General features: G+C 74.0%; 25 protein-coding genes. 13 read left to right on the forward strand and 12 right to left on the reverse strand.

Annotation, left to right across the window (positions count from 1 at the left end; translation table 11 throughout):
- Window positions 1-75 precede the first annotated feature (75 nt).
- On the reverse strand, window positions 76-600 hold the full coding sequence (locus ABT048_RS07590) for an ArsR/SmtB family transcription factor (protein WP_350520380.1): 525 nt from the start codon (window positions 598-600) through the stop codon (window positions 76-78).
- Window positions 601-658: 58 nt separating this feature from the next.
- Between ABT048_RS07590 and ABT048_RS07595 the strand changes: the two genes are divergently transcribed.
- Window positions 659-1585 (forward strand): S41 family peptidase, encoded by a 927-nt coding sequence (locus ABT048_RS07595; RefSeq protein ID WP_350520381.1) that lies wholly within the window; start codon window positions 659-661, stop codon window positions 1583-1585.
- On the opposite strand, the gene ABT048_RS07600 is transcribed toward ABT048_RS07595, so the two are convergent.
- Window positions 1582-2085, reverse strand: coding sequence for a hypothetical protein (locus tag ABT048_RS07600; RefSeq protein ID WP_350520382.1), 504 nt, complete (start codon window positions 2083-2085; stop codon window positions 1582-1584). The genes ABT048_RS07595 and ABT048_RS07600 overlap by 4 nt on opposite strands.
- A 276-nt stretch (window positions 2086-2361) precedes the next feature.
- Here ABT048_RS07600 and ABT048_RS41670 point away from each other — a divergent pair, with 276 nt between their 5' ends.
- Window positions 2362-2748: a hypothetical protein gene (locus tag ABT048_RS41670; RefSeq protein WP_502893982.1), complete on the forward strand. Its 387-nt coding sequence runs from the start codon at window positions 2362-2364 to the stop codon at window positions 2746-2748.
- A complete protein-coding gene (locus ABT048_RS07610; RefSeq protein ID WP_350520383.1) occupies window positions 2726-3088 on the forward strand; it encodes a hypothetical protein in 363 nt (120 codons plus the stop codon). Before ABT048_RS41670 ends, ABT048_RS07610 begins: the two co-directional genes overlap by 23 nt.
- Here the strand turns inward: ABT048_RS07610 and ABT048_RS07615 are convergent.
- Both ABT048_RS07615 and ABT048_RS07620 read right to left on the reverse strand, forming a co-directional pair.
- Entirely contained in the window at window positions 3054-4919 is a 1866-nt protein-coding gene (locus ABT048_RS07615; RefSeq protein WP_350520384.1) for a methyltransferase, read from the reverse strand. The two genes, ABT048_RS07610 and ABT048_RS07615, sit on opposite strands and share 35 nt — an antisense overlap.
- A 94-nt stretch (window positions 4920-5013) precedes the next feature.
- Entirely contained in the window at window positions 5014-6270 is a 1257-nt protein-coding gene (locus tag ABT048_RS07620) for a 4-hydroxybenzoate 3-monooxygenase (protein WP_350520385.1), read from the reverse strand.
- Window positions 6271-6458: 188 nt separating this feature from the next.
- Between ABT048_RS07620 and ABT048_RS07625 the strand changes: the two genes are divergently transcribed.
- Complete coding sequence (locus ABT048_RS07625; RefSeq protein ID WP_350520386.1) at window positions 6459-6953, forward strand: hypothetical protein; 495 nt, start codon at window positions 6459-6461, stop codon at window positions 6951-6953.
- A 108-nt stretch (window positions 6954-7061) separates the two neighbouring features.
- A complete protein-coding gene (locus ABT048_RS07630; RefSeq protein WP_350520387.1) occupies window positions 7062-7727 on the forward strand; it encodes a 3'-5' exonuclease in 666 nt (221 codons plus the stop codon).
- A 122-nt stretch (window positions 7728-7849) separates the two neighbouring features.
- Here the strand turns inward: ABT048_RS07630 and ABT048_RS07635 are convergent, their stop codons facing one another.
- The gene (locus ABT048_RS07635; protein WP_350520388.1) at window positions 7850-8401 is read right to left on the reverse strand and encodes a Dps family protein; all 552 of its coding nucleotides are present in this window, start codon (window positions 8399-8401) and stop codon (window positions 7850-7852) included.
- Window positions 8402-8465: 64 nt separating this feature from the next.
- The gene (locus ABT048_RS07640; protein WP_350520389.1) at window positions 8466-9191 is read right to left on the reverse strand and encodes an alpha/beta fold hydrolase; all 726 of its coding nucleotides are present in this window, start codon (window positions 9189-9191) and stop codon (window positions 8466-8468) included.
- A 500-nt stretch (window positions 9192-9691) separates the two neighbouring features.
- Here ABT048_RS07640 and ABT048_RS07645 point away from each other — a divergent pair, with 500 nt between their 5' ends.
- The gene (locus ABT048_RS07645; protein WP_350520390.1) at window positions 9692-10153 is read left to right on the forward strand and encodes an SsgA family sporulation/cell division regulator; all 462 of its coding nucleotides are present in this window, start codon (window positions 9692-9694) and stop codon (window positions 10151-10153) included.
- Between the two features lie 145 nt (window positions 10154-10298).
- Complete coding sequence (locus ABT048_RS07650; RefSeq protein ID WP_350520391.1) at window positions 10299-10841, forward strand: hypothetical protein; 543 nt, start codon at window positions 10299-10301, stop codon at window positions 10839-10841.
- A 3-nt stretch (window positions 10842-10844) separates the two neighbouring features.
- On the opposite strand, the gene ABT048_RS41675 is transcribed toward ABT048_RS07650, so the two are convergent.
- Entirely contained in the window at window positions 10845-11015 is a 171-nt protein-coding gene (locus tag ABT048_RS41675) for a hypothetical protein (protein WP_402803282.1), read from the reverse strand.
- Window positions 11016-11322: 307 nt separating this feature from the next.
- Between ABT048_RS41675 and ABT048_RS07660 the strand changes: the two genes are divergently transcribed.
- On the forward strand, window positions 11323-11523 hold the full coding sequence (locus ABT048_RS07660) for a hypothetical protein (RefSeq protein WP_350520392.1): 201 nt from the start codon (window positions 11323-11325) through the stop codon (window positions 11521-11523).
- A 53-nt stretch (window positions 11524-11576) separates the two neighbouring features.
- On the opposite strand, the gene ABT048_RS07665 is transcribed toward ABT048_RS07660, so the two are convergent.
- The gene (locus ABT048_RS07665) at window positions 11577-13223 is read right to left on the reverse strand and encodes an IS200/IS605 family accessory protein TnpB-related protein (RefSeq protein WP_350520596.1); all 1647 of its coding nucleotides are present in this window, start codon (window positions 13221-13223) and stop codon (window positions 11577-11579) included.
- The gene (locus ABT048_RS07670) at window positions 13216-13794 is read right to left on the reverse strand and encodes an IS607 family transposase (RefSeq protein WP_350520393.1); all 579 of its coding nucleotides are present in this window, start codon (window positions 13792-13794) and stop codon (window positions 13216-13218) included. The genes ABT048_RS07665 and ABT048_RS07670 overlap by 8 nt, the downstream gene beginning before the upstream one ends.
- Window positions 13795-14138: 344 nt before the next feature.
- On the opposite strand from ABT048_RS07670, the gene ABT048_RS07675 reads away from it, so the two are divergent.
- Together ABT048_RS07675 and ABT048_RS07680 are read left to right on the forward strand one after the other, a co-directional pair.
- Entirely contained in the window at window positions 14139-15137 is a 999-nt protein-coding gene (locus ABT048_RS07675) for an ArsR/SmtB family transcription factor (RefSeq protein WP_350520394.1), read from the forward strand.
- A gap of 142 nt (window positions 15138-15279) precedes the next feature.
- Window positions 15280-16089: a class I SAM-dependent methyltransferase gene (locus ABT048_RS07680; RefSeq protein WP_350520395.1), complete on the forward strand. Its 810-nt coding sequence runs from the start codon at window positions 15280-15282 to the stop codon at window positions 16087-16089.
- Between the two features lie 133 nt (window positions 16090-16222).
- Here ABT048_RS07680 and ABT048_RS07685 read toward each other — a convergent pair whose 3' ends face one another.
- Window positions 16223-16921: a TetR/AcrR family transcriptional regulator gene (locus tag ABT048_RS07685; protein ID WP_350520396.1), complete on the reverse strand. Its 699-nt coding sequence runs from the start codon at window positions 16919-16921 to the stop codon at window positions 16223-16225.
- A gap of 67 nt (window positions 16922-16988) precedes the next feature.
- Here ABT048_RS07685 and ABT048_RS07690 point away from each other — a divergent pair, with 67 nt between their 5' ends.
- On the forward strand, window positions 16989-18641 hold the full coding sequence (locus ABT048_RS07690) for an FAD-binding oxidoreductase (protein WP_350520397.1): 1653 nt from the start codon (window positions 16989-16991) through the stop codon (window positions 18639-18641).
- A gap of 205 nt (window positions 18642-18846) precedes the next feature.
- On the opposite strand, the gene ABT048_RS07695 is transcribed toward ABT048_RS07690, so the two are convergent.
- The gene (locus ABT048_RS07695) at window positions 18847-19662 is read right to left on the reverse strand and encodes an alpha/beta fold hydrolase (RefSeq protein WP_350520398.1); all 816 of its coding nucleotides are present in this window, start codon (window positions 19660-19662) and stop codon (window positions 18847-18849) included.
- A 416-nt stretch (window positions 19663-20078) separates the two neighbouring features.
- Here ABT048_RS07695 and ABT048_RS07700 point away from each other — a divergent pair, with 416 nt between their 5' ends.
- The gene (locus tag ABT048_RS07700) at window positions 20079-21278 is read left to right on the forward strand and encodes an alpha/beta hydrolase fold domain-containing protein (protein WP_350520399.1); all 1200 of its coding nucleotides are present in this window, start codon (window positions 20079-20081) and stop codon (window positions 21276-21278) included.
- Between the two features lie 161 nt (window positions 21279-21439).
- Here ABT048_RS07700 and ABT048_RS07705 read toward each other — a convergent pair whose 3' ends face one another.
- Window positions 21440-22582 (reverse strand): PucR family transcriptional regulator, encoded by a 1143-nt coding sequence (locus tag ABT048_RS07705; protein ID WP_350520400.1) that lies wholly within the window; start codon window positions 22580-22582, stop codon window positions 21440-21442.
- A gap of 111 nt (window positions 22583-22693) precedes the next feature.
- Between ABT048_RS07705 and ABT048_RS07710 the strand changes: the two genes are divergently transcribed.
- Entirely contained in the window at window positions 22694-23677 is a 984-nt protein-coding gene (locus ABT048_RS07710) for an FUSC family protein (protein ID WP_350520401.1), read from the forward strand.
- Window positions 23678-23723 lie beyond the last annotated feature (46 nt).

Genomic DNA, 23723 nt, shown 5'->3' on the forward strand with positions numbered 1-23723 from the left:
TTGCCGGACCGGGCGTCGAGGCGGGGCGGCTGGGAGCGGGGCCGCGGTGTGGCGCGGTGTGGCGGGGTGGGGTGGTCAGGGGCGGGGGCGCGGTGTGGGGCCCGCCTGCTGGTAGAGCGTCACCAGCACGCCGTGCACCGGCTCGTCCGGCGAGTCCTCCTCCGCCTCGTCGACCAGCCGGGCCAGGGCCTCGGCCAGTCGGGCCGCCTTGGCCGGGCTGAGCCGGATGTGGCGCAGGGACAGCGTGTGCTCGACGGGGGAGCGGTCCACCTCCTGGGCGACGGCGCCGAGCAGTGCGGCGATGCCCTCGGCCTGGGGCTCGGCGACGTTGAGGCGCTCCGCGGTCCGCCGGTAGTACTGCTCGGTGCCGCCGCGGACCTGCCGGGTCCCGGCCTCCTGGACCAGTCCCGCCTCGCGCAGCACCTTGAGGTGGTGGGAGACGCTGCCCTTGTTCACTCCCAGCTGTGCGGCCAGCTTGCTGATCGTCGACGGTTGGCCGCTCAGGGCGAAGAGCAGGCGCTGGCGCAGGGGGTGGGCGAGCGCGGCGTGCTGCAGGGGTGTGTCGATCTGCTGGGCGTCGTCTGCTGATGGCTGGTTCACGGAATCAAGTGTTAAGTGCTGTTGACGCTTTGGCAAGCCGCTGGTCTACTTCTCTGCCATGACTGCCATCACCGCGATTCCCGCGCTGGACACCGCTGCCACCACCACCGCCGTCGAGTCCATCGCCGCCCTGCTCGCCGAGAACTACGTCTTCCCCGATGTCGCCCGGGACTTGGCGGACCTGCTGCGGCGCCGCAGCTCCGAGGGCGCCTACCCGGCCGGAACCGCCGAGGAGCTGGCCGATGCGGTCACCGCCGACCTGCGGTCCGTCAACGGCGACCTCCACCTGGCGCTCAAGTACCACGCGGAGCCGGTGCCGGAGCACCAGGGCGCCGCGGTGATGGCGGAGATGCGCCGGAAGTTCGACGACTCCCTGGGCGGGGTACCCCGCGTGGAACTCCTCGACGGCGGCGTCGCGCTCCTGGAGCTGGCACCGCACATGTTCCCGCTGGACTGGGCGGCGCAGCCGCTGACCGCGGCGCTCTCCCTGGTCGCCCCGGCCCGCGCCCTCATCATCGACCTGCGCCGCAACGCCGGTGGCGACCCCAACACGGTCGCCTTCGTCTGCGGCTACCTGATCGACGGCCGCACCCACCTCCAAACCCTGCTCAAGCGCCAGGGCGAGGTGGCCGAGCAGTTCTGGACGCCCTCGTTCGTGCCGGGCGCCCGCTTCGGCGGCAGCAAGCCGCTCTACGTGCTCACCAGCGGGGACACGTTCTCCGCGGGCGAGGAACTCGCCTACGACCTGCAGCAGTTGAAGCGCGCCGAGATCGTCGGCGAGACCACCCGCGGCGGCGCCCACCCGCGCGAAGGCTGGACGGTGCACCCGCACCTGGAGCTCTCCGTGCCGGTCGCCCGCGGCGTCAACGCCGTCTCGGGCACCAACTGGGAGGGGACGGGCGTGCGCCCCGACGTCCCGTGCGACGCCGGGGACGCGCTCGACCGCGCGCTGGCCCTGGCCACGGCCCGCCTGATGCGGCACTAGTTCTTGATGTTGATGTGCATGTTGAACGTGGCGCCACCGAGATTGACCAGGAGGTTTCCCTGCCATGTGCGCGAGTCCAGGGTGGCTCCGACGTTGCCCTTGCCTGCGGCCTGCTTGTTCTGCGCCGGAGAGGAATGGAAGTTGGTGAAGAACGGGGCCGCGGCCCCGGCCGCCACAGCGTCGTCGCAGATGCCCTGCGCCGCCGCCCAGAGGGTGCGCAGGGTCTCGTAGTCGGCACCGTTGTACTCGACCGAGAGCGTCGGGTTGCGCTCACCCGCGACGACATAGGAGTGGCAGAACTGGTTGAGGATGTCCTCCACGTGCGAGCCGTTGAACTGGCCGTCCGCCTGGATCTGGTTGAGGAGATCGGCGGAGTCGGCGTCCAGCCTCGCCTGGCGCACGGCCTGCGCCGCTCCGCGCAACTCCTGGATCTTGTCGTCGGAGAGGATCTGTCGGGCCGGGTCGAGGCCCTCACGAGGGTCGCAGGCGACCCTGACCACGGCGCTCCAGTCCTTGTCGCTGAGGCCCTCCGGGTCGAACGAGATGGACTGGCAGTAGCTCCGAAGGATCGATTCCGCTTCGGTTTTGCTTTCGGCGTACTCGCCCTTTGGGCCCTTCTTTGGCATGTCTACCCCCCATTTGGTCGTGTCCCGGCCAGCTTGCCACTTCGCAGGGGGTGTCGTCACCAGGTACCGCCGATTCCGCTCGTGCGACCCCAGGTCGCCGCCACCCCGGCCACCGTCCGCCAACTGCTGGGCCTCGGCTACCAGGTGGTGGTGGAGTCGGCGGCCGGGGCGGGCGCGAGGATCGGCGACGCCTGGGGCGCGGAGGTCGTACTCAAGGTCAACGTCCCCTCCACGGAGGAGATCGGCCGGTTGCGGGACGGAGCGGTCCTGGTCGCGATGATCTCCCCGTCCAGGACCGCGACAAATCGCTCCTCGATCTCATCCAGCCCGGGCTGTCCGCTGATGTTCATGAAACGACCGTACGTACGAGAGGGCGAACGTTGCTTGATGCGGCACTGGACAGCCTCGGGGCCGGGCCGTCGGGTGGGTCGCGTGGCCCGCGGGGCCAGGTGGGGCACCGTATGTGCCGGAATCCGGTTTGACGTCCGACCTGGTCGGCTGGTCAGGTCGGGTCATGGAAACCAGCACGACCAGTGATCGCGTACCCGCAGAAGCCGTCGAGCTGCTGGAGGCACTCCTCAGCGGCGACACCCCCGCCCACCGCGCTCTGCGGGCGCAGATCCCGCACCTGCGGGTGACCGGGCACTGCACGTGCTCCTGCGCCAGCATCGGACTCGGGCTGGACGAGACCCTCGCGCAGGCCGCTCCCGTCACCGGTGGTTCCGTCGTCGCCGACGCCGAAGTCCTCGGCGCCGACGGGCAGCCCATCGGCGGAGTGCTCGTCTTCGCCCACGCCGGCTACCTGTCCTACCTGGAGACCTACACCTGGCTCGACGAGGAGATCACGCGGTTCCCCCCGCTCGATCGGGTCCGCTGACGGCCCTGCGGGCGTGCAGGACGGCGGCGCCCAGCGGCAGGGGCGAGTGGTCCACCAGGCGGAGGCCGGCGTCGGCCAGCAGACGGGCGTAGTGGTCGGCGCGGCGTTCGCGGCCGCCGGTGTTGCACATCATGTGGAGGTCCCACGCCGTCGCCAGGGAGGTCGAGCCGTCCTCGGGCAGGAGGCGTTCGATGACGAGCAGGTCGGCGTGGGCGGGCATGGCGCGGGCGCAGTGGCGCAGGATCTCGCGGCAGCGCGCGTCGTCCCAGTCGTGCAGCACCCGGGACAGCAGGTAGACGTCCGCGCCCGGCGGGACGTCCGCGAAGTCGCCGCTGCGGTAGGTGCAGCGCTCGCCGCAGCCCGCCGCGTCGAGCAGCCTGCGTGCCGCGTCCACGGCGTGCGGGCGTTCCAGCAGGACGCCCCGCAGGTGCGGGTGCGCGGCCAGGACGCGTCCCAGGAGTTCGCCGTTGCCACCGGCGACGTCGACGACGGTGGCCGGGCGCGCCCCTCCGTCCGCGGCGACGAGGACCGGGTGGGCGGGGACCGGCTCGAACATCCGCGAACTCGCGGCCATCGACCGGTCGAACAGTTCGGCGAGCTCAGGGTCCCGGGCGAAGTGCTCGAAGTGGTTCTCGCCGAAGAGGTGGTCGAAGCCGGCCTCGCCGGTGCGCACGGTGTGGCCCAGGGCGCCGAAGGAACGGTAGAACGGGCCGCCGTACATCAGGGCCAGCGGCCGCATCGAGCCGGGGGCGTCGGTGCGCAGCAGGGCGCCGAGCTCGGTGAGCCGGAAACCGTCCCCCTCCCTGGCCGTCACGCCCACCATCGCGAGGTAGCGCAGGAGGGTCGCCAGGCTGCGCGGGTGGGCTCCGACCGTACGGGCCAGTGCCTGCGGGCCCGCCGGGGTGCGGGTGTCCAGGGCGTCGGGCAGCCGCAGTTGTGCGCAGACCGCCAGGGCCTGGGTGGTCCACGCGCCGGTCAGCAGCTGGAGGAGCGCTTCGGCCGTCCGGTCCGCGCCGGTGTGTCCGGCTCCCGTGTTCCCGGCGTCCGCGCCTTCCGTACCTGCGCCTTCCGCACCCGCGAGGTCGGCGCCGTCCGCGCCTTCCGTGTAGAGGTGGGTGGCGAGCACGGTCGGGTGGTCGCCCCGGGCGTGGAGCTCGACCCGCCGGTACCCGGCCGTGGCGTGGGCGGGGGCGGCGAAGTAGAGGACCGTACCGTCCTCGTGCGGGTTGTACCCGCCGCCGTCCGGTACGGCGCCGTACCGGGCCAGGAGCGAGCACAGGCCGCTCAGCACCAGCGGGTCCGGGCGGGCGACCTCGAAGGCGACGTGCGCCTCGTGCCGGTGGGCGCGTTCGTGCGCGGCGATCGCGACGAGGTCCGAGCCCGGCGGCACGGTCACCGCGAACACCTCGACCGTGCGCTGCTCCCGGCGCGGCCCGGGCACCGGCGGGCGCAGGATCCTGACGTCGAGTTCGGCCTCGCCGCGCCCGTGCCGGCGGGCCAGGCGCTGCCGCACGACGGTGCTCGGGTACGAGGGGGTGTCCGGGGCCAGCCCGCAGGCGGTCAGGTGGGCGCGGAGCGTCGCCTCGTCGGGCGGGAAGACGAGCAGTGCGGCGTGCGCGAAGCGGCAGTGGTCCGCCAGCGCTCGCAGCTCCGGGCCGGCGAGGCCGGGCAGCAGGCGGCGGAGCAGGGTGGCGGTGTCCTGTTCCTCGACGAACGCGGCCGCCTCGCGCAGGCGGGCCGCGTCGTCCGGGGGCGCCGGCAGTACGGGCGCCGGCAGCACGGGCGGGGGCGCAGTCGTCAGGGGCACAGTCGTCAGGGGTGTTGCCGTCATCGGGGGCGTCCTACTTCCGGTGGTCGGGTCCCGGCGGTTCGGACCGCGGTGCCGGGGGAGGGGCGGGAACAGGTGGGGGCGGGAACAGACGGGGTCACACGCCGACGTAGTTCTCGGCGAACCAGTCCTGGTGGGCGAGCGAGGTGCGCAGGGATTCCAGGCGCGAGCGCCGCATGGATTCGTGGAAGAACGATTCGTCGTCCGGGCGCGGATCCGCTCCGGAATCCGCCCGGGTGTCCGGGCCCGAGACCGCGCCGGAGTCGGTGTGCAGCAGCCGGATCATCCAGTGCGAGAACTCCTGCGCGCGCCAGATGTGGGCCAGGCACCGCCGGGAGTAGTGGTCGAGCGCCGCGGCGTCACCGTGCGCGAGGTCGTCGACCAGAGCCAGGGCCAGGAGTTCGGCCTCCAGCACGGCGAGGTTGGCGCCCTTCGCCGCGGAGGGACTGATCAGACTCGCGGCGTCGCCGGCCAGCAGGAGCGAGCCGTGGCGCAGCGGTTCGACGACGTCGGAGCGCAGGTCGACGACGGCGCGCTGGAGGATCCTGCCGCGGCGCAGCGGTCCGTGGTCGGCGGAGCGCATCCGCAGGTCGAGTTCGTCCCAGATGCGTTCCTCGCTCCAGGCGTCGGCGGGGGTGCCGCGTTCGCACTGCAGGTAGTAGCGGGTGACGTCAGGCGTGCGGGCCATGTGCCCGGCGAAGCCGCGCCGGTGGGTCGCGTAGCCGACGGTGTCGAGGCTCGGGGGCGCTTCGGCGAGCAGTCCGAGCCAGCTGATGCCGTGGTCGCGGTGGTGGCGCAGCGCGCCCGGGGGCAGTGAGCGCCGGGCCGCGCCGTGGCGCCCGTCGCACCCGGCGACGTACCGGGCGTGCCACCGGGTGCGGCGGCCCTGCGCGTCGCGGGCGTCGACCGTGGGCCGGTGGCCGTCGGCGTCGTGTACGGCCAGGGCCTCGCCGCCGAACCGGATCCGCCCGCCGGCGTCCAGGTAGTGCGCCAACAGGTCGGTGACCAGGTCCTGCTGGGGGTAGACGGTGTGGTGCTCGCGGCGGCCGAGCCGGTCGTAGTCCAGCCGGAAGGTGCCGGTGTCGGTGCGGAACTCGCAGGCGCCGTGCGGGCGGCCGTGCCGCAGCAGGCCGTCGGCGAGGCCGTGGCGCTCCAGCGTGCGGACGGTGTTCGGGGCGAGGAACCCGGCCCGCGCCCGGAGCTGCAGGGCCGCCCGTTCGGCGCGTTCGAGGACGACGCAGTCGATCCCGTGTGCGTGAAGGATGTTTCCCAGGGTCAGCCCGGCGGGCCCCGCACCGAGGACGACGACGTCGGCGGACTCCCGTTCCGTTGAGCTGTTCTGACGTTCAGTCACAAACAGTGGATGGTAGTTGTCGGAAGATACACAAGAGCGCCGAAATCACCTGTACCGGTTAATAGGATGACTATTCGGGATGCCATCCGGTGTGAGAGTGCCGCCGAGACCCGACCCCCCTACCCCCGCCCCGTCCCCCGGACGGGTGAACCCGGGGGCGTCCGGCGGGTGCGGCTCGTTGAACGGGCATGGCGAGCGGGACGGACGGCGGCGGGGCCCAGGGGCCGGTGGTGTGGGCGTTGGTCGTGCGCCACGTGGCGCAGGGGCCGCCGGTCGCGGAGCTGATCGTGCAGGTCGGTACGGACCTCCACACCGAGTTGGTGGAGGCCGCGATCGACAGCGGCTTCGTGGTCGCCGCCGGTGAGCCGCCGGTGACGACCGGCGCCATCGAGGTAGCCGACGGCCGGATCGAGCGGCTGGTGCTGGTCGGCGGCCGCCAGGGGTGGGAGCCGGGCTCACGGGTCGCGGTGTCGACCCGCTGGCTGACGGCCGCCGAGGAGCGGGGCGAGGCCGTGGTCGTCATCGTGCCGCCGCCGACCCGCCCGGCAGGCCCGGACGAGTCGGTCGAGCCCGGCGGGGCGGATCCCGGGGCGCGGGTCGACGCCTTCACCCGGTGGCTCGAAGCGCACCGGGCGGCGGGCCGCGTGTTGCACGGGGCGGTACCGGTGCGGGGCGGGTGGTGAACGGTTCGGGGCGGGTGGTGACCGGGGCGGTGCGGGTGCAGAACGGCGGAACGGGTGCGCGTCGATCCGGCAGCGGGCGCGGACGATCCGCCAGGACGGGGCGGCGGCGTGGAACAGCTGACGCGTGACCCGCGCTTCGCCGAACTGACCCTCCTGGTGGTGGACTTCGAGGCGCTAACCCCCGCCGGGCGTCCGGCCGAGCCGATCGAGGTCGCGGTCCTCGCGCTGCGCCCTGTCGGCGGCGGGCTCGTCGAGGTGGGACGGTTCGAGGCACTGATCCGCCCGCCCGCCGACGTCCCCGTCACCGCGTCGGACGTACGGCAGACCGGCATCACCGCGAAGCTGCTCGCCCACGCGGCCCCGGCCGCCGAGGTGATGGCCCGCCTCGACGCCCACCTGACCGGCCCTCCGTATCGGATCGTGGCCCACCACGCCGCCACGGAGGCCGGGCTGATCGCTCACCAGGCCGCGCACTGCCCGGTCCTGGCGGGCACCCGGCTCCTGGACACGATCCGCCTCGCCAAGGCGGTCCTGCCGGGGCTCGGCTCCTACCGGCTGGACGCCCTGCTCGGGCACTACGGCATCCCCAGGCCGGTCGGCCGCCACCGGGCGATGCCGGACGTCGAGGTCACCGCCCGGGTGCTGGCCCGGCTGCTGTCCGACGGGTGCACAGCCGGCCGGTGGCACACCCTCCTCGGCCTCGACGCGGTGGCCGGCCGGCCGCCCAAGCGGTTCGCCGCGCCGCCGGCCACGGAGCAGGACGCCCTGTTCTGAGAGCCGGGAGCCTCGAAGCCGGAGGACAGGACGGGACAGGCCGGGACGACCCCGGCCGGGCCCTCGTCGAACGGGCCCGGCCGGGGTCGGGATCGCGGTCGTCCGGCCCGGGCCGGACGGGGTCAGGCTCCCGCGTCGGGGGCGACGAGGTGTTCGGCGAGGAACCAGACCTGGGTCTCGCCGGTGCGGATGACCTGGGAGACCAGGAGGTCCTGGGTGCCGTCGTCGCCGAGACCGGCCGTGCGGGTGGCGGCGTCGCGGGTGTCGGCGAGGATGGTCTCGTGCGCGTCCAGGAGCCGCGAGAGCATCGAGTGCACGCCCTCGATGCCGTCCGGCGGGCGCGGGACGCCGGTGATCAGGGCGGCGTGGCGGGGGTCGCCGACGGCGACGCCGCCGAGGCTCTGCACCCGTTCGGCGAGCGCGTCGACCAGCTCCAGCTGCTGCTGGGCGTGCTTGTCGAAGAGCAGGTGCAGCTGGTACGCCGTCGGCCCGCGCATGCCCCAGTGGCACTTCTTGTAGAGCGCGTACAGGAACTGGGTGTCCGCGAGGACCCGGTTGAGCCGCTGGCACGAGTACTGGCGGGCGTCGTGGGAGAGTGCGATCGGCAGTTGGGCGACGGTGCCGAACTCCTGGATCTCGGGGCCGTGCTGGTGGAGGTGTGGCTGGCTGGTCATGGTGGTCCTGGGTTCCTCGGGGTGGGAAGGGGAGCGGGTCTGGGGGGCCGGCCGGTCGGCCGGGTCAGTCGGTCACGGTCCGGACGGCCTCGCGGATCACGTCGACGACCCGCTCGGGGTGGGCGAGCATGACCAGGTGCGAGGAGTCGACCTCGACGGCGGTCGCGCCGGCCCGGCCGTAGCCGAACCGCTGGACGTCGGGGTTGATGGTCCGGTCGGCGGTGGCGACGATCCCCCAGGACGGCTTGGTCTTCCACGCCGCGGTGGGCGCGGCCTCGCCGAACGCGGCGGCGGCGAGCGGCCGTTGCGAGACGGCGAGGACGCGGGTCAGCTCCGGGTCGACGTCGGCCGCGAAGATCGCCGGAAGACGGTCGACCTCCACCGAGACGTCGGTGGCCTCGCCGTCCCCGCCCGGCAGCGGGAAGGGGGTGTAGACCAGGGCGGAGGCGAGCTCGGAGTCGGGGAAGCCGCCCTGCAGTTCGCCCAGGCTCTCCCCCTCCTGCAGCGCGTAACCCGCCAGGTACACGAGCGCCCGCACGTTCTCCTCGGCGCCCGCCACGGTGATCACGGCGCCGCCGTAGGAGTGGCCGACCAGCACGACCGGTCCGGGGATCCGCCGGACCACCGAGGCGATGTAGGCGGAGTCGCCGACCAGACTGCGGTTCGGCACGGCCGGCGCCACCACGTTCAGCCCGTCGGCCAGCAGCTGCGGGATGACCCGGGCGAAGCTGGAGGCGTCGGCGAAGGCGCCGTGCACGAGCACGACGGTGGGAGTGTCAGGGGTCGTCATTGTCGAGTCCTCGGATTCTCTGAAGCCCTGCGGAGCCCCACGGAGCCGTCGAAGCTTTACGGAGCTCTGCGAAGCTCTACGGAGCCCTCGAAGCTCTGCGGGGCGGGGCGTGGGCACACCGACCGGCCGGCCGGAGCGGTGTGCGAAGCGGCATCAGACTAGGAAGGCGCGGGCCCGGCGCCTGTTCCGACGGCGCACCGAGTGCAGCCGGTGGGCGCACCCGCCGCGAGCAGGCAGGCGCACCCGACGTGGCGGCATCGACGCAACGGTGCGCGGATCGACACGTGCCGGTGCACGGCCCGGACACGTTCACCGGGATCACTTCCTAGCCTGGTCCGCGGATCCGTCTTCCCTGGTTCCGGGCGGTGCGCAGAGCCCGGGGCGGGAACGGGCATCCCGTCGGCGCCCTTCGCCCCGTACGGTCGGCCTCCGTCCCGATACCGACGTCGCCACCGACATTTCCACCGCCACCCGCCACCGATACCGACACAGGAGCACCCGTGCCCGTCCCCCAGCCGCTGCCCAGCCCCCAGTCCCGCCCGGACGCCGCCAGCACCGAGCTCCTCCTCGACGCCCGGCTCGTCCTCGGCGAGCACCGGTCCGTCGACATCCCCGTGCGCTTCGAGTACCACGCCGACGACCCGCTCGCCGTCGCCCTCGAATTCCTCGGGCCCGCAGCCGACGGAGGCATCTGGCAGTTCGCCCGCGACCTCCTGTGCGAGGGGCTGCAGAAGCCCGTCGGCCTCGGCGACGTCCGCATCTGGCCGCCCTGCACCTGCCACGGCCGCACCGCCCTGCGCATCATGCTGCGGGGCCACGACGGCACCGTCCTGATCGACCTCCCGGCCCGGCAGGTGCGCCGCTGGCTGCGCCGGGAGACCTTCGCACTGGTCCCGCAGGGCACGGAAGGGAACCTCATCGACTGGGACACCGAGCTCCGGGGCCTGCCCGACACCGACTGACCCGCGCCGAACCCGTGCCGACCCGCGCCGAGCCCGTGCCGACCCGCGCCGACCCGCGCCTCCGCCTTCCGCGGCCCCGGCGTGCCGGTGGGCGGCCGGTGCCCGCTACGATTCCGACGATCTTGGTCGAATGGGGGACGGTTTCGTGAGCAGTGGTCTGAGACTGATGGGTCTCGTCGAGTCGGTACGGATCCAGGCGGTTCTGCTGCTCTCCGTGAGCCTGGTGAGCTGTGTGCCGGCCTTCACGGCCGCGGACGAGGGGGCGGACCCGCTGAACGGCGTGCTGGTCGGCGTGATCCTCTTCGTGGTGATGTTCTTCAGCTACCTGAAGGCCCGTCGGCCCTGGTACGAGACGCGGCTGGAGCAGCTGGCCCCTCCGCCGCCGACCGCCGAGACGGTCGCCAGGGACAAGACCTTCGACCTGCTCTCCCGTGGCCTCACCGTGCCGCTGCTCCTCGTCCTGGCGATCGGACTCGCGGCCAGTTATGCCACGGGGACCCCGATCGGCATGTTCCTGGCGGGCGTGGCGGCCGCGATGCTCTGGCAGTCCCGGTGGCTGGCGGCCGAGCAGGAGAGGCTGGGCGGCCGGGTCCTCTGCCTCCACACCCCGCTCCACGTCGCGGCCGACGACCCCAACCGCGCCGCGTACGTCCAGTCCCGCTTCTGGATCGACCGACCGGCTTCCTGACGATCAGAGCGTGAGCATCGCCGCGGCGATCTCCTCCGCGGCCGCGTCGGGGATCGCGGTCTCGGCCCGTTCGAGCACGAGCAGCCGCGCGCCGGGGATCTCGCGCAGCGTGTACGCCGGAGCCTCGGGGTCGACGGTCGTCGACGTGCCGCTGTCGCGCAGGTCGTAGCGCACGACGCGCCGTCCGCCGTCGGTGCTGCGTCACCTGCCGGCCTAGTCGCGGGTGCGCGGAGCGCTCGCGCACCGCACGCTGGAGACGGTCGGCCCGTTGCCCGAACCCCCGAGCGGGCACGGGCCGTCCCCTTCCGGGCCGTCGTCCGAACGTCCGCGTTCGATGCCCGGCGCCGTGCGCCCGCCGGGGCCGTTCGCACCCGGCTGATTTCCCGAAACCCGCCCCGGGCCGCCTCTCGCTCTGGCATGCTCACCCGAACGGCAGCATGCGCCGGGTGACCGGCTCCTCACACAGCGTCAAGGGCGGACAGTGCAGTACACGATCAGCGCGACGGCGTTCCTCGCGATCCTCATCGTCATCCGACTCCGGCGCCGCACCGAGGCCCGCACCCGCAGCGACGAGGCGTTCACCGTCTTCACCGCCGTCGTCTTCGGCGTCCTGATCGCCGCCACCGCCTGGGGTCACGCGATCCTCCGGCTCGTCGGCATCGCCGTCGAGGCGACCCACTGACCCGGGCCGCCGTCCGGCAGGGGGCCCGGTCGTCGGGTTCCGCCCCACCGTTCCTAAACAGTGTCCAGGAGTGACATTTGCTGCCAGGTCCCGGAACTGCGCGCATCCCGAACGGTGTTGGATGCGCTGGGTTCCCGCGTTCGCTGTTCCCCGATCCGACTGCGTGCATCGTGTGCACGCTCCGTGACGGGTGGGCGGGTTCCCTCGCGCCCTCGATCACGCGGTCCGGCCTGGGCGGTCCGATGCCCACGACGATCACTCTGGTCGTCGTGGGGCGGTGCCGTCCGTCGCCGGATCGGGTACCCGAGGGCGCGTCGCCCGATCGCGACGCTCGCTGCATCGTGTCGGGACATCTTTCGCTTGTTGCTGGTCAGGGGCTTGCGCCAGTGCTGATCGCCCCAGATCGACGTGTACGCGGGGTCGACGGCGACGATCGACAGGCCGCGCTCGGCCGCCATGGAGACGAGCCGGGCCCTGAGCTTGCCGGTGGGGATGCCGGCGACGAGCTGACGGAACCGCTTCTTGCGGCCGTGCTTCTCGCGGGTCTTCTCGGCGGTGAAGTCCAGGTTCTCGATACCGATGGCCTTGACGCCGCACCGGCCTGCCCAGTGCAGCAGTTGGCTGACGGCGTGCCGGATCTGCGCGTCGCGATGGTCGGTGGCGCCGGACAGGTCGTAGAAGAAGCGGCGCGGGTCGCCGACGGGGTTGCCGTGCCGGTCGAGGCGGTAGGCGGCGAAGTGGTCCGCGTTGGTGTCCACGCCGACCATGCCCTCAGCACGGGCCGACTCCAGCGGCACGGTCTTGACCACGGGCTTGGTCCACGAGGCAGTGAGGTACCAGCGGCCCCGTTCCACGTCCAGGTGGACGCGGTAGGCGACAGCCCGGTTGGCTCCGATGCGGTCGCGCCACTCCGCACCCCGGTGCCGGAAGGCCACCTTGCAGGCGAGGACGTACCGGCCGCGTGGGGCGTTCGCGTGGTGGGCGAGCGGTGCGGGCAGCTTGATGCTGACCTCACCGTCCGGGGCGACGCGGATCGTCTCGTTCCCGTACCGCTTGCCGGTCTCTCCGTCAGCGGCGAGGAACCACCGCTCGGCTTCCCACCGCCGGCGCCACTGCGGCTCGGTGAGCTGTGCCTGTTCGAGGTTGTGACGGTTGCCCAGCAGGCGCCGGCCGCCGCGCACGACGTGCACGACACCGGCCTCCCGCTCAGCACGAGTGTCATCGAGGCGGTGTTCCAGCGTCGCCAGGCGGCGGGACTTGTGGAACCACTCGCCCTTGCTGCGGTATCCGCCGGGAGCCCGCTTGGTGCCCTTCTCCCCGACCGGCTGGGCCAGGCGGTGAATCAGCGTGCGGACGCCGGCCTCAAGGCCCTGGATGTGGGCGAGCTGGCAGCGACGGGACAGTGCCCACTGATCGTGGGTGGCCTTCGTGATCGCCCCGGCCCACCGGGACGAGGAGTCGGCGGTCAGGCCCTGCTTGCGGGCCGCCCACGAATCCGAGGTGTGGTCCAGGCCGTCAGCGCACCGGTTCTTGAGGTCCAGGGAGGCGAGGTGTCCGAGGTGTTCGCCGACCAGGCGCAACACCTTGTCGTCCTCGGGCGTGAGGTGCTTGAGACGGTCGCGTATCGCCACACCGGACGGACCGAGCGCGACGAACGGCTCCTCGATCGTGCGGAGCTGCTTCTTCTTCGACTCAGTCATCGGCAGCCGCCGCTTCAAGCGCCTTCCTCGCCCGGTTCTTCGCCGACCGGCGGCCGTACAGGCGGGCACAGAACGATGTCAGCACCTCGACCATGTCGCGGACCAGGTCGTCTTCGACCTCACCGTCATCGAGCACCACCAGGCGGCGCCCAGTCGCGGACAGGGCCGCTTCGATCAGTTCGACGTTCATGCGGCCGAGCCGGTCTTGGTGCTCGACCACGACCGTGGTCACCTTCGGGTCGGCCAGCAGCCGCCTCGCCTTCGCACGGCAGCCGTTCATGCCCGAGGCGATCTCGGACTCGACCCGGACGACCTTGTGACCGGCCTTCACTGCCCACGCCGACAACCGTGCAGTCTGCCGCTCCAGATCACCCTTCTGATCGCGGGAGGAGACGCGGGCGTACAAGCCCACACCGCCGGTCACAGGGGGTGAGGTGTTCGCGTCGATGTTCACCAGGATCGTGCGCGGCCCCACTCGTTCCGCAGGGACCGGCAACATGCCCTCACGGAACCAGCGGTACGCAGTACGCGGGGCGACCCCCTGTGCGCGTGCCCACTCCGTCAGGTTCATACACACGAACATACGACACTCATGACACCTGAAAGACACTCATGAACACTTATTCGAGAGCAGTTAGCGACCCCCGATGAGGGCGGAGCCCGACGGCTGACCGCAGCCGCCTCCCGAGCCTCCCGGGCCTCCGAGCCTCCCGGGCCTCCCAGCCTCCCGAGCCGATCGCGCCGAGCGGCGCCGCCCGCGCCGGCGCCGCCGGTACCGCGTGCGGGGGCGGAGCGGACGGACAGGACGGACGGGACGGGTGCGGGCTGGTGCGGTGAATCCAGGAAATCCCCGATCGGTGGGGCCGGTCGAATGATTCGATGGTTTTCACATTCCGGTGCGAGGGGGAACGGACCGTGATACGGATCAACCTGGGCGCCGAAGGCTTGGGGGGCGTCAGGTTCGCCGTGTCCCCGCTGGACTCCGCGAAGGACCTGATCTACTCCCTCCGGCGGACCCCGCAAGCGCTCAGCGCCGACTGGCGGGCCCGGACCAGGGAAGCGTTGGTGCAGCACCGGCTCGGCCTGCTGGGTGCCGTGGGCGGCGGTGGCCCGTGCGGCTACGCCCCGGACTTCCTGCGGCCCGAGTCGCAGGGCTTCGAGACGAGCGTCGACGCGGCCCTGCACCGCGTCGCCACCGCCCCCATCGAACGGATCGGCTACGAGCTGGCGTTGGCCGTCAACGGCCATCCGTGGGATCCGGCCTCGGGCGAGGGGGCGCCACGACCGCTCCTCCAGGCCCTGGACCGCGGCGAACGGTCCTTCGCGCACCGTCTCGCCGACGAGATGGCACAGTTCTGGCACGCGGCGCTGGAGCCGTCGTGGCCCGGCATCCGGGCCCGGCTGGAGGCGGACGTCAGCGCCCGCGCCACCGCCATCGCGTACCACGGGCTCGCCGACACCCTCAACCGGCTGGCGCCGAACCTGGCATGGTGCGACGGTGGCCTGACCCTCCGCCTGCGCCCCGGCAGCCCCCACGGTCTGACGGTGGACGCCCGCGCGGTGATCCTGGTGCCCAGCGTCTTCGTCAACCAGGCGATCTTCTGCGCCGGGGAGCCGGGGGCGCCCGCCCCGCGCACCCCGCTGATCATCTATCCGGCGGCCCCGGCTGACTGCCTCGCAGCGTCGGGAGAGGACCGGCTCATCGGCGCGACGAGGGCGAGGATCCTGGCCGAACTCAGCGAGCCCCGCTCCACCGCGGAGCTGGCCCAGCGGCTGTACCTGGCCCCGGCGACCGTCTCCTACCACCTGCAGATCCTGCACCGGGCCGGGCTGGTCACGCGCGAGCGCCGGTCCCGCCGCGTCCTGTACCAGCGGCTCGGAGTCCGCCCCCGGCTCGGCGGCGGCCCGCTCTGACGCCGTGTCCACGGACTCCGGCAGCGCCGCGCTCGTGCACGGCCCCGCGCTCGTGCACGGCCCCGCGCTCGTCGAAGGCGGTACGGCCGTACGGCGGCGCGGCGGGGCGGAGGCCTTCCGGCGCGGCGCTACCGTCGTGAGGATGATGGCAAGCGATGCCGACCGGCGGTGGTCCGAGTCCATGCCGGCGGCCTACGAGCAGTACCTCGTACCGGTGCTCTTCCGCCCCTTCGCCGAGGACCTGGCCGCCCGAGCGGCGGAACTCCACCCCCGAAGGATCCTTGAACTGGCTGCGGGGACAGGCGTGTTGACGTCGGAGCTGCTCGCGGCGGCACCGTCGGCCGAGGTGACGGCCACCGACCTGAACGAGGCCATGGTGGCCTTCGGGGCGGCCCGGGCCCCGGGCGCGGTGTGGCGGCAGGCCGACGCGCAGCGGCTGCCGTTCCCGGACGGCGCGGACGGCGGCTTCGACCTGGTGGCCTGCCAGTTCGGCGTGATGTTCTTCCCGGACCGGGTCGCGGCCTTCGCCGAGGTCCGTCGGGTGCTGGCCCCGGGCGGCCGGTTCTTGTTCAACACCTGGGGCCCGCTGGGCAGCCACGCCTTCGATTCCGCCGTCCAGGCCGGGCTGGAGCGGGCCTTTCCGGCCGACCCGCCGCAGTTCCTCCCCACCGTCCCGCACGGCTACGCCGATCCCGCCGCCGTGGCCGTCGACCTCGCGGCCGCCGGGTACACGGTGGAGGAGGAGCGGGAGCTGACGCTGGAGGGCCGGGCCGTGTCGGCCGCCGACGTCGCCCTCGGGTTCCTCACCGGGACGCCGGTGCGTGCGGCCGTCGAGGAGCGCGGCGACGGGCCGTCCGTCCGGGCCGCCGTCGTGGCGGAGGTGACGGCCCGTCTGGGTGCGGGGCCGGTCACCGCCCCGATGACGGCGTACGTGTTCCGGGGCGTGGCTTGACCGCAGGAGGACGGGCCGCAGGAGGACGGGCCGGGCGCGAGGACGGCATCTGACGGACCCGGCCCGGGCGCGGCGGTAGGCCGGGGGCGCGCCGGTGTGCTGGTAGGCCGATACGTCGGTACGCCGGTGCGGCTCAGGCGGGTTCGCCGTCGGCGGGCACGACGGAGCGGGCGGCGGAGAAGAGCCGGGCGCAGCGTCGCGCCATGGCGTCGGGCGACTGGTCGGGGTGGTTGATCCACCAGCGGACCAGGGCGGTGCACAGACCGCGCCAGGCGTACCGGAGGGCGTCGGCGTCCAGGGGGTCGTCGGATCCGGCGGCCCGGAGGAGACCGGCGGCGCCGTCGGCGGCGAGGTCGTCGATGGCGTCGCGGTAGTGGGCCGCGCGGTGGGCGGCGTCGCTGCCGGGCGGCAGTGACGGGTCGTAGAGGACGAACCACGCCTCGCGCTGCCCGTCCAGTGCGGCGAAGAGGGCGTGCAGGACGCGGAGTGGCGTGGGCGGCGCGTCGGTGTCCGGTTCGGCCATCGCGGTGCGGATGGCGTGCAGCAGGCGGTCGCCGACCGGGTCGAGGCAGGCGAGGTAGAGGTCCTGCTTGCTGCCGAAGTACTGGTGCAGCAGTGGCTTGGTGACGCCCACGCGGGCGGCGACGGCGGCGACGGTGGTGGCTTCGAAGCCGTGGCGGCCGAACTCCTCGGTGGCCGCGGCCAGGACCTGCCGTTCGCGGTCGGCCCGCGGCACGCCCTTGGTGCCGGCCCGGGTACCGGTACGGGTGTCGGTCCGGGAGTCGGCCCGCGTACCGGCCCGGGTGTCGGCCTTGGAGGGGAGCGTTGTCATGGAACCGATCTTACCTTAGGGTAATTTACCAATGGGTAAGTTACCTGGACCCCGCTGGAGCGCCGCCATGCCTGCCGCCCCGTCCGACCCCGGATCCCCCCGCACCCGCTCCTGGTGGGGCTGGGGTTACGCCGACGCCCACCCCGACGACGCCGAATGCGCCGCGCTGGGAGCCCTCCTGCCCGGCACCCTGGCCCGCCCGCTGCCGGTGCCCCGCATCGCCGACCTCGCCATCGCCCGCCCGGCCGCCACGCCCCCGTCCTCCCTGGCGCACCTGGTGACCGCCGACCCCGGGGCCCGCGCCGCCCACGCGATGGGCAGGGCCTACCGCGACGTCATCCGCGCCCTGCGCGGCCGGCCCGGCCGGATCCCCGACCTGGTCGCCCACCCGACCGGCGACCAGGACGTGGCGGACCTCCTGGACTGGGCCGGCACACACGGCGTGGCCGTCATCCCCTTCGGCGGCGGCTCCTCCGTCGTCGGCGGCGTGGAGTACCGCGGCGACGCCCACCGTGCCGTCCTGTCGCTCGACCTGACCGCGATGGACCGGGTCCTGGAGATCGACACCGTCGGCCGAGCCGCCCGCATCCAGGCCGGAGCCCTCGGGCCGGTCCTGGAGGGCCGGCTGCGCCCGTACGGCCTGACCCTGCGCCACTTCCCGCAGAGCTTCGAGTTCTCCACCCTCGGCGGCTGGCTCGCCACCCGGGCCGGCGGGCACTACGCCACCGTCCGCACCCACATCGACGACTTCGTGCAGTCCCTGCGCGTGATCACGCCCGCCGGAGCCGGCACCTCCTGGCGCCTGCCCGCATCCGGCGCCGGTCCGTCGCCCGACCGCCTCTTCCTCGGCTCCGAGGGCGCGCTCGGCGTCATCACCGAGGCCTGGATGCGGCTGCAGGAACGTCCCCGCCACAAAGCCTCCGCCTCGGTGGCCTTCGGCGACTTCCACCGCGCGCTGGACGCCGTCCGCGCCATCGCCCAGACCGACCTCGCCCCGGCCAACTGCCGTCTGCTCGATCCCGGCGAGGCCCTGCTCTCCGGCGCCTCCCGCGACGGCTCCACCGTGCTGGTCCTGGGCTTCGAGTCGGCCACCGGCCCCGTCCGCGACCGTCTGGCCGACGCCCTCGACATCGCCCGCGCCCACGGCGGCCGCACCGCGCCGCCCGGCCCCGACCGCGGCGCCCCGGCCCGTACCAACCCGGCCGACGCCCACACCGAACCCGCCGGTGCCGACACCGACCCGGCCGTCAGCGCCTGGCGCTCGGCCTTCCTGCGCATGCCCTACCTGCGCGACGGCCTGGCCCGGATGGGCGCCGTCGTCGAGACCTTCGAGACCGCAGCCACCTGGGACAGGATCCCCGCCCTGATCGACGACGTCCGCACCGAGGTGGCCGCCGCGGCCCGCACGGCCACCGGACACCCCGCCACCGTCAACTGCCGCCTCACCCACGTCTACCCCGACGGCGCCGCCCCCTACTTCACCGTCGCCGTCGCCGGCCGCCCGGGCGACGAGGTCCGGATCTGGGACGACATCAAGGCCGCCGCGAACGACGTCCTCCACCGCCACCGCGCCACCATCACCCACCACCACGCCGTCGGCCGCGACCACCGCCCCGCCTACGACCGCCAGCGCCCCGAGCCCTTCGCCCTCGCCCTCCGCGCCGCCAAGACCGCCCTCGACCCCCACCACATCCTCAACCCGGGCGTCCTGCTCGACTGACCGGGGCTCGCCCCCCACCCGCCCCGAGCCGGACGGCGGCGGCGCTGTTCGCCGGTCTCCCGGGTGGAGAGGGGGGTTCCGGGTGACCGGGTTGTCAGTGGCCGGTGGGGAGGGAGGCGGCGAAGGCGAGGAGGCGCTCGTTGACGGCGTCGGGTCGGTCGGCGTGGGAGGCGCGACGGCGTTCGGCCAGACCGTGATCGGGCTGTCAGCCGCCGGCCGGGAGGGAGGCGGCGAAGGCGAGCAGGCGCTCGTTGACGGCGTCGGGTCGGTCGACGTGGGCGGTGTGGCCGGCGCCTTCGAAGACCGTCGAGGTGGCCCCGGGGTTGAGGGCGGCGGTGGCGGCGGCGTGCTCGGCGGGCCAGAACTGGCTCTCGGCGCCGGCGGTGATCAGGACGGGCACGTCGGCGCGGGCGACGGTGTCGCGCCAGTCCTGGCGGGAGTGGTCGAGCAGGAGCGGACGGGTGTCGGGGGTGATCAGGCTCTCGGCGCCGCGGCCGCCGGCGGCCTTGACGGCGGCGTCGAGTTCGGCCGCGTCGGGCCAGGCACGGCCGCGCCCGGTGGCGAACGCCGCGGGGGTGTCGAAGAAGGTGCCGAGGTTGTCGTCGGTGAGGCCGTAGAAGCCGTACGGCCAGTCGGGCGTGTTGACCATCTTCGGGCTCTGGTCGACGGTGACGATCCCGGCGAGGCGGTCGGTGCCGAACAGGCTGACGTACGCCCAGATGGTGTTGGCGCCCATCGACTGGCCGACCGCGACGACTTCGCGCAGGCCGAGGGCGGTGAGCAGGTCGTCGATGTCCTTGCCGTGGCGGGACATCCGGTGGCCCCAGGCGGGCCGGTCGGACCGGCCGTGCCAGCGGCGGTCCAGGGAGATCACCCGGTGGCCGGCCGCCCGCAGTGGCGCCCACTGCAGCGCCCAGTCGTCGGCGGGCGCACCGTAGCCGGGGACGAGCAGGACGGGCCGGCCCTCGCCCTCGTCGTAGTAGTGCAGGGAGACGCCGTCGTTGGTGGTGAACCTGGGCACGGGAGGCTCCTGGCCGGGGAGGGGTAGGGACTGGTTCATCGTCGGGGCGCCCGACGGGGGCCGGACCGCGGCACGCGAGGTGCCTCACCCGCTCGGCGCAGGGGTGCGCGTCGTTGTCGCGGGGGTGTCGCGGGACTGCCGCGGTTTGTCGCGGCCGACAGGTCCGGCCCGGTGGGCGCTGTTCCGGGCGCCATGGTTCCGCCGGTGCCCGTCCGGCACGGTGGACCGCGTCCGGGAGTTCGGCCGTACCGGCCCGCTCGGACGTGCCGGGGGACGGCTCTGCTTCCGCCCTCGTGTTCCCGGCGCCCCGCCCCCGGTCGGCCGGGGCGCCGCCACCGAATCCGGGCGAACGGAGTGCCGCGATGAACCGCTTGCTGTCACGTAGGGCCGACTGCGGGTCCGATCCGGGCGGGCCCGTGCCCGTCCCCGGTGCCGCCGCCCCCCGGCGCCGCCGGTCGTGGGTCGTCACCACGATCGCCGCGCTGCTCGGCCTGGTCGCCGTCCTGGTCACGGTGCTGATGACGGTCCCCGTGCCGACCACGGCGACCGCGCTCCTCGCCCTCGGGATCGACGGCGCGCAGGAGATCACCCTGGTGCTGCTCGTGGCCGGCCTGGGGCTGGCCCTGGCGGCGTGGCGGCGGCGGGCCCGGGCGGCCACCTGGCTCTCGGGACTGTGCGCGGCGCTGATGCTGGTGATGACCGTCGTTCCGGGCGTCGCGCTCGCGCGCACGGCGTCGGCCGAGGGGAGCACGGTGTCCCTCGGCAGCTACCTGGGGCACGGCCTGTCGCTCGGCTCCGGGCGCCCGCACGACGCTCGGACCCTCACCTACGCCACCGTCGACGGCACCGGGCTGAAGCTCGACTACCTGCCCGCGCACGGGAAGGCCCGGGCCGGCGGCTCCCGCCCGGCTGTGGTGTACGTGCACGGCGGCGGCTGGAAGATCGGCAGCCGCGAGGACGGCTACCCGTGGGGCACGTGGTTCACCGACCGCGGCTACGCCGTCTTCACCATCGACTACCGGCTGCTGCCGCACGCCGACTGGCAGACCGGCCCCGGCGACGTGAAGGCCGCCGTCGGCTTCGTCCGCGACAACGCCGACCGCTTCGGCGTCGACCCGTCGGACATCACCCTGTTCGGCGAGTCGGCCGGCGGACACCTCGCCATGATGGCCGCCTACACCCAGGGCGACCCGATGTTCCCGCCGACCGTCCCGCACCCGGACACCTCCGTCCGGGCCGTCATCAACTTCTACGGCACCACCGACTTCGACGACGCCCTCGCCCACTCCACCGCCCCGGGCCTGATCCGCGCTGCCACCCGCGAGTACGTCGGCGGCACCAGGGAGCAGCAGCCCGACCGGTGGTACGCCTCCTCGCCGGTGCACCACGTCCGGCCCGGCCTGCCGGCCACGCTCAGCGTGCACGGGCGGGACGACCGGCTCATCCCGCCGTCCCAGCTGCGCCTGCTCGACGCGGCACTGGCGCGGGCCGGTGTTCCGCACCGCAGCGTCGAACTCCCGTGGGCCGGCCACCTGTTCGACCTCACCCGGGGCAACCTCGCCACCCAGGTCGCGGGCGGCGTGATCGACCGGTTCGAGCGGCATTACGCCCGCTGACCCGGTCCCGGGCGGTGCTGCCCCCCTGCCACCCCCCGGGTCGCCCGTACCGCCCCTGCCGGTCAACGGCCCGGCAGGGGCGGCACGTTCGCGCGCCCGAAGGAGCTGCGCGCCCGACGGGGACCGGCGCGCCGGAGGCGTCGCTCACCCGGAGGCGTCGCTCACCCGGAGTCGTCGCTCGCCTGGAGGCGGCGCACCGCCCACCACAGGGCGAGGGCGTCCTCGGTGCGGGCCGGGTCGAGGCCGCTGGCGGCGGTGAGGGCACGGATCCGGTAGCGGAGGGTGTTGGGGTGCACGAACAGGGCCGCGGCGGCCTGGTCGGCGTTGCCGTCGGCGGCGAGGTAGGCGTCGACGGTGCGCACCAGGGTGGTGCGACGTTCACCGGACGTGTGGCCGAAGCACCGCTCGACGAGCTGATCGCCGACCGCCGGGAGGGCCAGCACGGCCAGGTGGAGCGGGAGTTCGCCGCTCCGCACGCACCGGTCGAGGGCGAAGGCGACGGCCAGTTCGTCGCAGCGCTCGGCCTCGGCCAGGGACTCGCGGAGCCGGGACAGCGGGCGCGCCGGGCCCAGGCCCGCCGGCAGGGCGACCCGGGCCGGGAGCGGGCGGGTGGTCAGCCCGACGACCCGGTCGGTGCCCGGCTCGGCCAGCAGGGCGGCGGTGTGCGGGCGCAGGGCCCGTTCCACGGCGGCGATCGTGCGGCCCCTCCCCGGCCGGGCGTGGCAGACGTGGTACTCGGTGCGCAGGTCGAGGCCGAGCGTCGTGGCGGCGGTCGCCAGGTACTCCGTGGGCAGGTCGCCGGTGAGCAGCTGACGCAGGAGCAGGGTGCGGTGCTCCTGGGCGGCCTGGGCCTTCTCCAGCTCCCGCTCCCGGTGCCCCCGGACCACCGCCGCCGACAGCCGGTCGCAGCCGGCCCAGAAGTCCCGGGCGAGCTCCAGCCCGGCCTGCGGGGCGTCGACGCGGCGGATCTCCTCGTAGAGGGCGTCGAAGGCGCGCCGGGTGGACAGCCGGAACGCCTCCAGCAGCGGCTCCAGCCCGATGCCCTGCTCGGCCCGCAGGGCGCCGAAGGCGGCGAACTGCGCCTGCTCGGCGGCGGTGGCGTCGCGCTCCTCGCGCAGGAACGCCATGACCGGCGCCAGGACGGTGAGCAGCTCGGCCCGCACCCGGTCGGCGTCGTGCCCGTGGTAGGCGGGGACCTCCCGGACGACCGTGACTGCGGCGCCCGCCGCGATGTCCTCCAGCGACAGCGCGGCCAGGACGCGTCCGCGCTGCTCGCGGGCGAGCGAATCGGCTTCTTTGTTCACACGGACAATTCTGGCCCGGGGGTCGCTGTCCCGCGCACCATGGCCGCCGCCGCGCCGCCCGGCCAGGGTGGAGGGACCGCCCGAACCGCTCTCGCACAGGAGGCCCCTGCCGTGCGCCGCCCCCGTCGTCCCGCCGCAGTGCCGTGGGACCGGACGGTCCGCAGCGCGGTCGCGATCACGGCCGCGCTGGTCGGCGCACATGCGCTGGCCGGTCCGGCCGGGGTGCCGGTGGCCGTGGCGGGCGCGGTGTGCAGCGTCAACGGCGACCACAGCGGGCCGGCGCGCGAACGTGCGGCCCGGTTCGCCGCGGTCCTGGCCGGGGGAGCCGCGGGACTGCTGCTCGGCCGCAGCGCGCCTTCACCCGGATGGGGACAGGTGGCGTGCATGGTCGCGGCCGCGCTGGTCGCCGGGCTGGTCGGCAGCGCTCGGCCCGCCGACCAGCTGTTCGGCCTGAAGCTGATGGTGCTGACCGCCATCGGGACGGGACTGGGCCACGGCCCGGGCGCCGCCCGCACGGTGGCGCTGTACGGCCTCGGCTGCGCGCCGATGGGTCTGCTGATCGTCGCGGCCGGTTGCCGAAACCGCCGCGCGCCCGCGCCCCCGCAGGGACCGTCACCGGGATCGGCGAGGGGACCGGTGCGGGGGCGGCCCGAGTGGCGGGCGGCGCTGCGACTGCCCCTGTGCGTCGGGACGGCCGCCGTCCTCGCCGAGGTGCTGCGGCCCGACCACGCCTTCTGGCTTCCGCTGACCGCGGCACTGGCCTTCCGTCCGGCCGATGCGTCGGTGCTGCGGCGGGTGGGCGACCGGGTCGCCGGAACGGTCCTGGGCGTGCCGGCCGCCGCCGTGGCGGCGCAGTTCCTGTCGGGCTGGGCGCTGGTGCTGCTCGCCGCCCTGGTGGGCGCGCTGCTCCCCGGCGCCACCGATCTCTCGTACGCCCTGCACACCGCCCTGGCGAGCGTCGTCGTCCTGGTGCTGGCCGTGCCCGGCCTGCCCTCGGGCGGGGCGGTGCTCACCGCCCGGCTCACCGACACCCTCCTCGCCTGCGCGGTCGCCGTCGCTGTGGGACACCCGTGGCGCCGTCGGCCCGCCGTCTGACCCTCTCCTCCGACCCTCTTCTCTGCTCATCACTCCTGGAGGCAGC

It is taken from the genome of Kitasatospora sp. NPDC096140 (assembly GCF_040303045.1).
GTDB lineage: Bacteria > Actinomycetota > Actinomycetes > Streptomycetales > Streptomycetaceae > Kitasatospora.

Excerpts from the sequence above, each read along its gene's own strand:
- ABT048_RS07595 (WP_350520381.1), top strand. The coding sequence starts at position 659 with ATGACTGCCATCACCGCGATTCCCGCGCTGGACACCGCTGCCACCACC.
- ABT048_RS07610 (WP_350520383.1), top strand. The coding sequence starts at position 2,726 with ATGGAAACCAGCACGACCAGTGATCGCGTACCCGCAGAAGCCGTCGAG.
- ABT048_RS07615 (WP_350520384.1), bottom strand. The coding sequence starts at position 4,919 with ATGACGGCAACACCCCTGACGACTGTGCCCCTGACGACTGCGCCCCCG.
- ABT048_RS07625 (WP_350520386.1), top strand. The coding sequence starts at position 6,459 with ATGGCGAGCGGGACGGACGGCGGCGGGGCCCAGGGGCCGGTGGTGTGG.
- ABT048_RS07635 (WP_350520388.1), bottom strand. The coding sequence starts at position 8,401 with ATGACCAGCCAGCCACACCTCCACCAGCACGGCCCCGAGATCCAGGAG.
- ABT048_RS07640 (WP_350520389.1), bottom strand. The coding sequence starts at position 9,191 with ATGACGACCCCTGACACTCCCACCGTCGTGCTCGTGCACGGCGCCTTC.
- ABT048_RS07665 (WP_350520596.1), bottom strand. The coding sequence starts at position 13,223 with ATGACTGAGTCGAAGAAGAAGCAGCTCCGCACGATCGAGGAGCCGTTC.
- ABT048_RS07670 (WP_350520393.1), bottom strand. The coding sequence starts at position 13,794 with ATGAACCTGACGGAGTGGGCACGCGCACAGGGGGTCGCCCCGCGTACT.
- ABT048_RS07680 (WP_350520395.1), top strand. The coding sequence starts at position 15,280 with ATGATGGCAAGCGATGCCGACCGGCGGTGGTCCGAGTCCATGCCGGCG.
- ABT048_RS07685 (WP_350520396.1), bottom strand. The coding sequence starts at position 16,921 with ATGACAACGCTCCCCTCCAAGGCCGACACCCGGGCCGGTACGCGGGCC.
- ABT048_RS07690 (WP_350520397.1), top strand. The coding sequence starts at position 16,989 with ATGCCTGCCGCCCCGTCCGACCCCGGATCCCCCCGCACCCGCTCCTGG.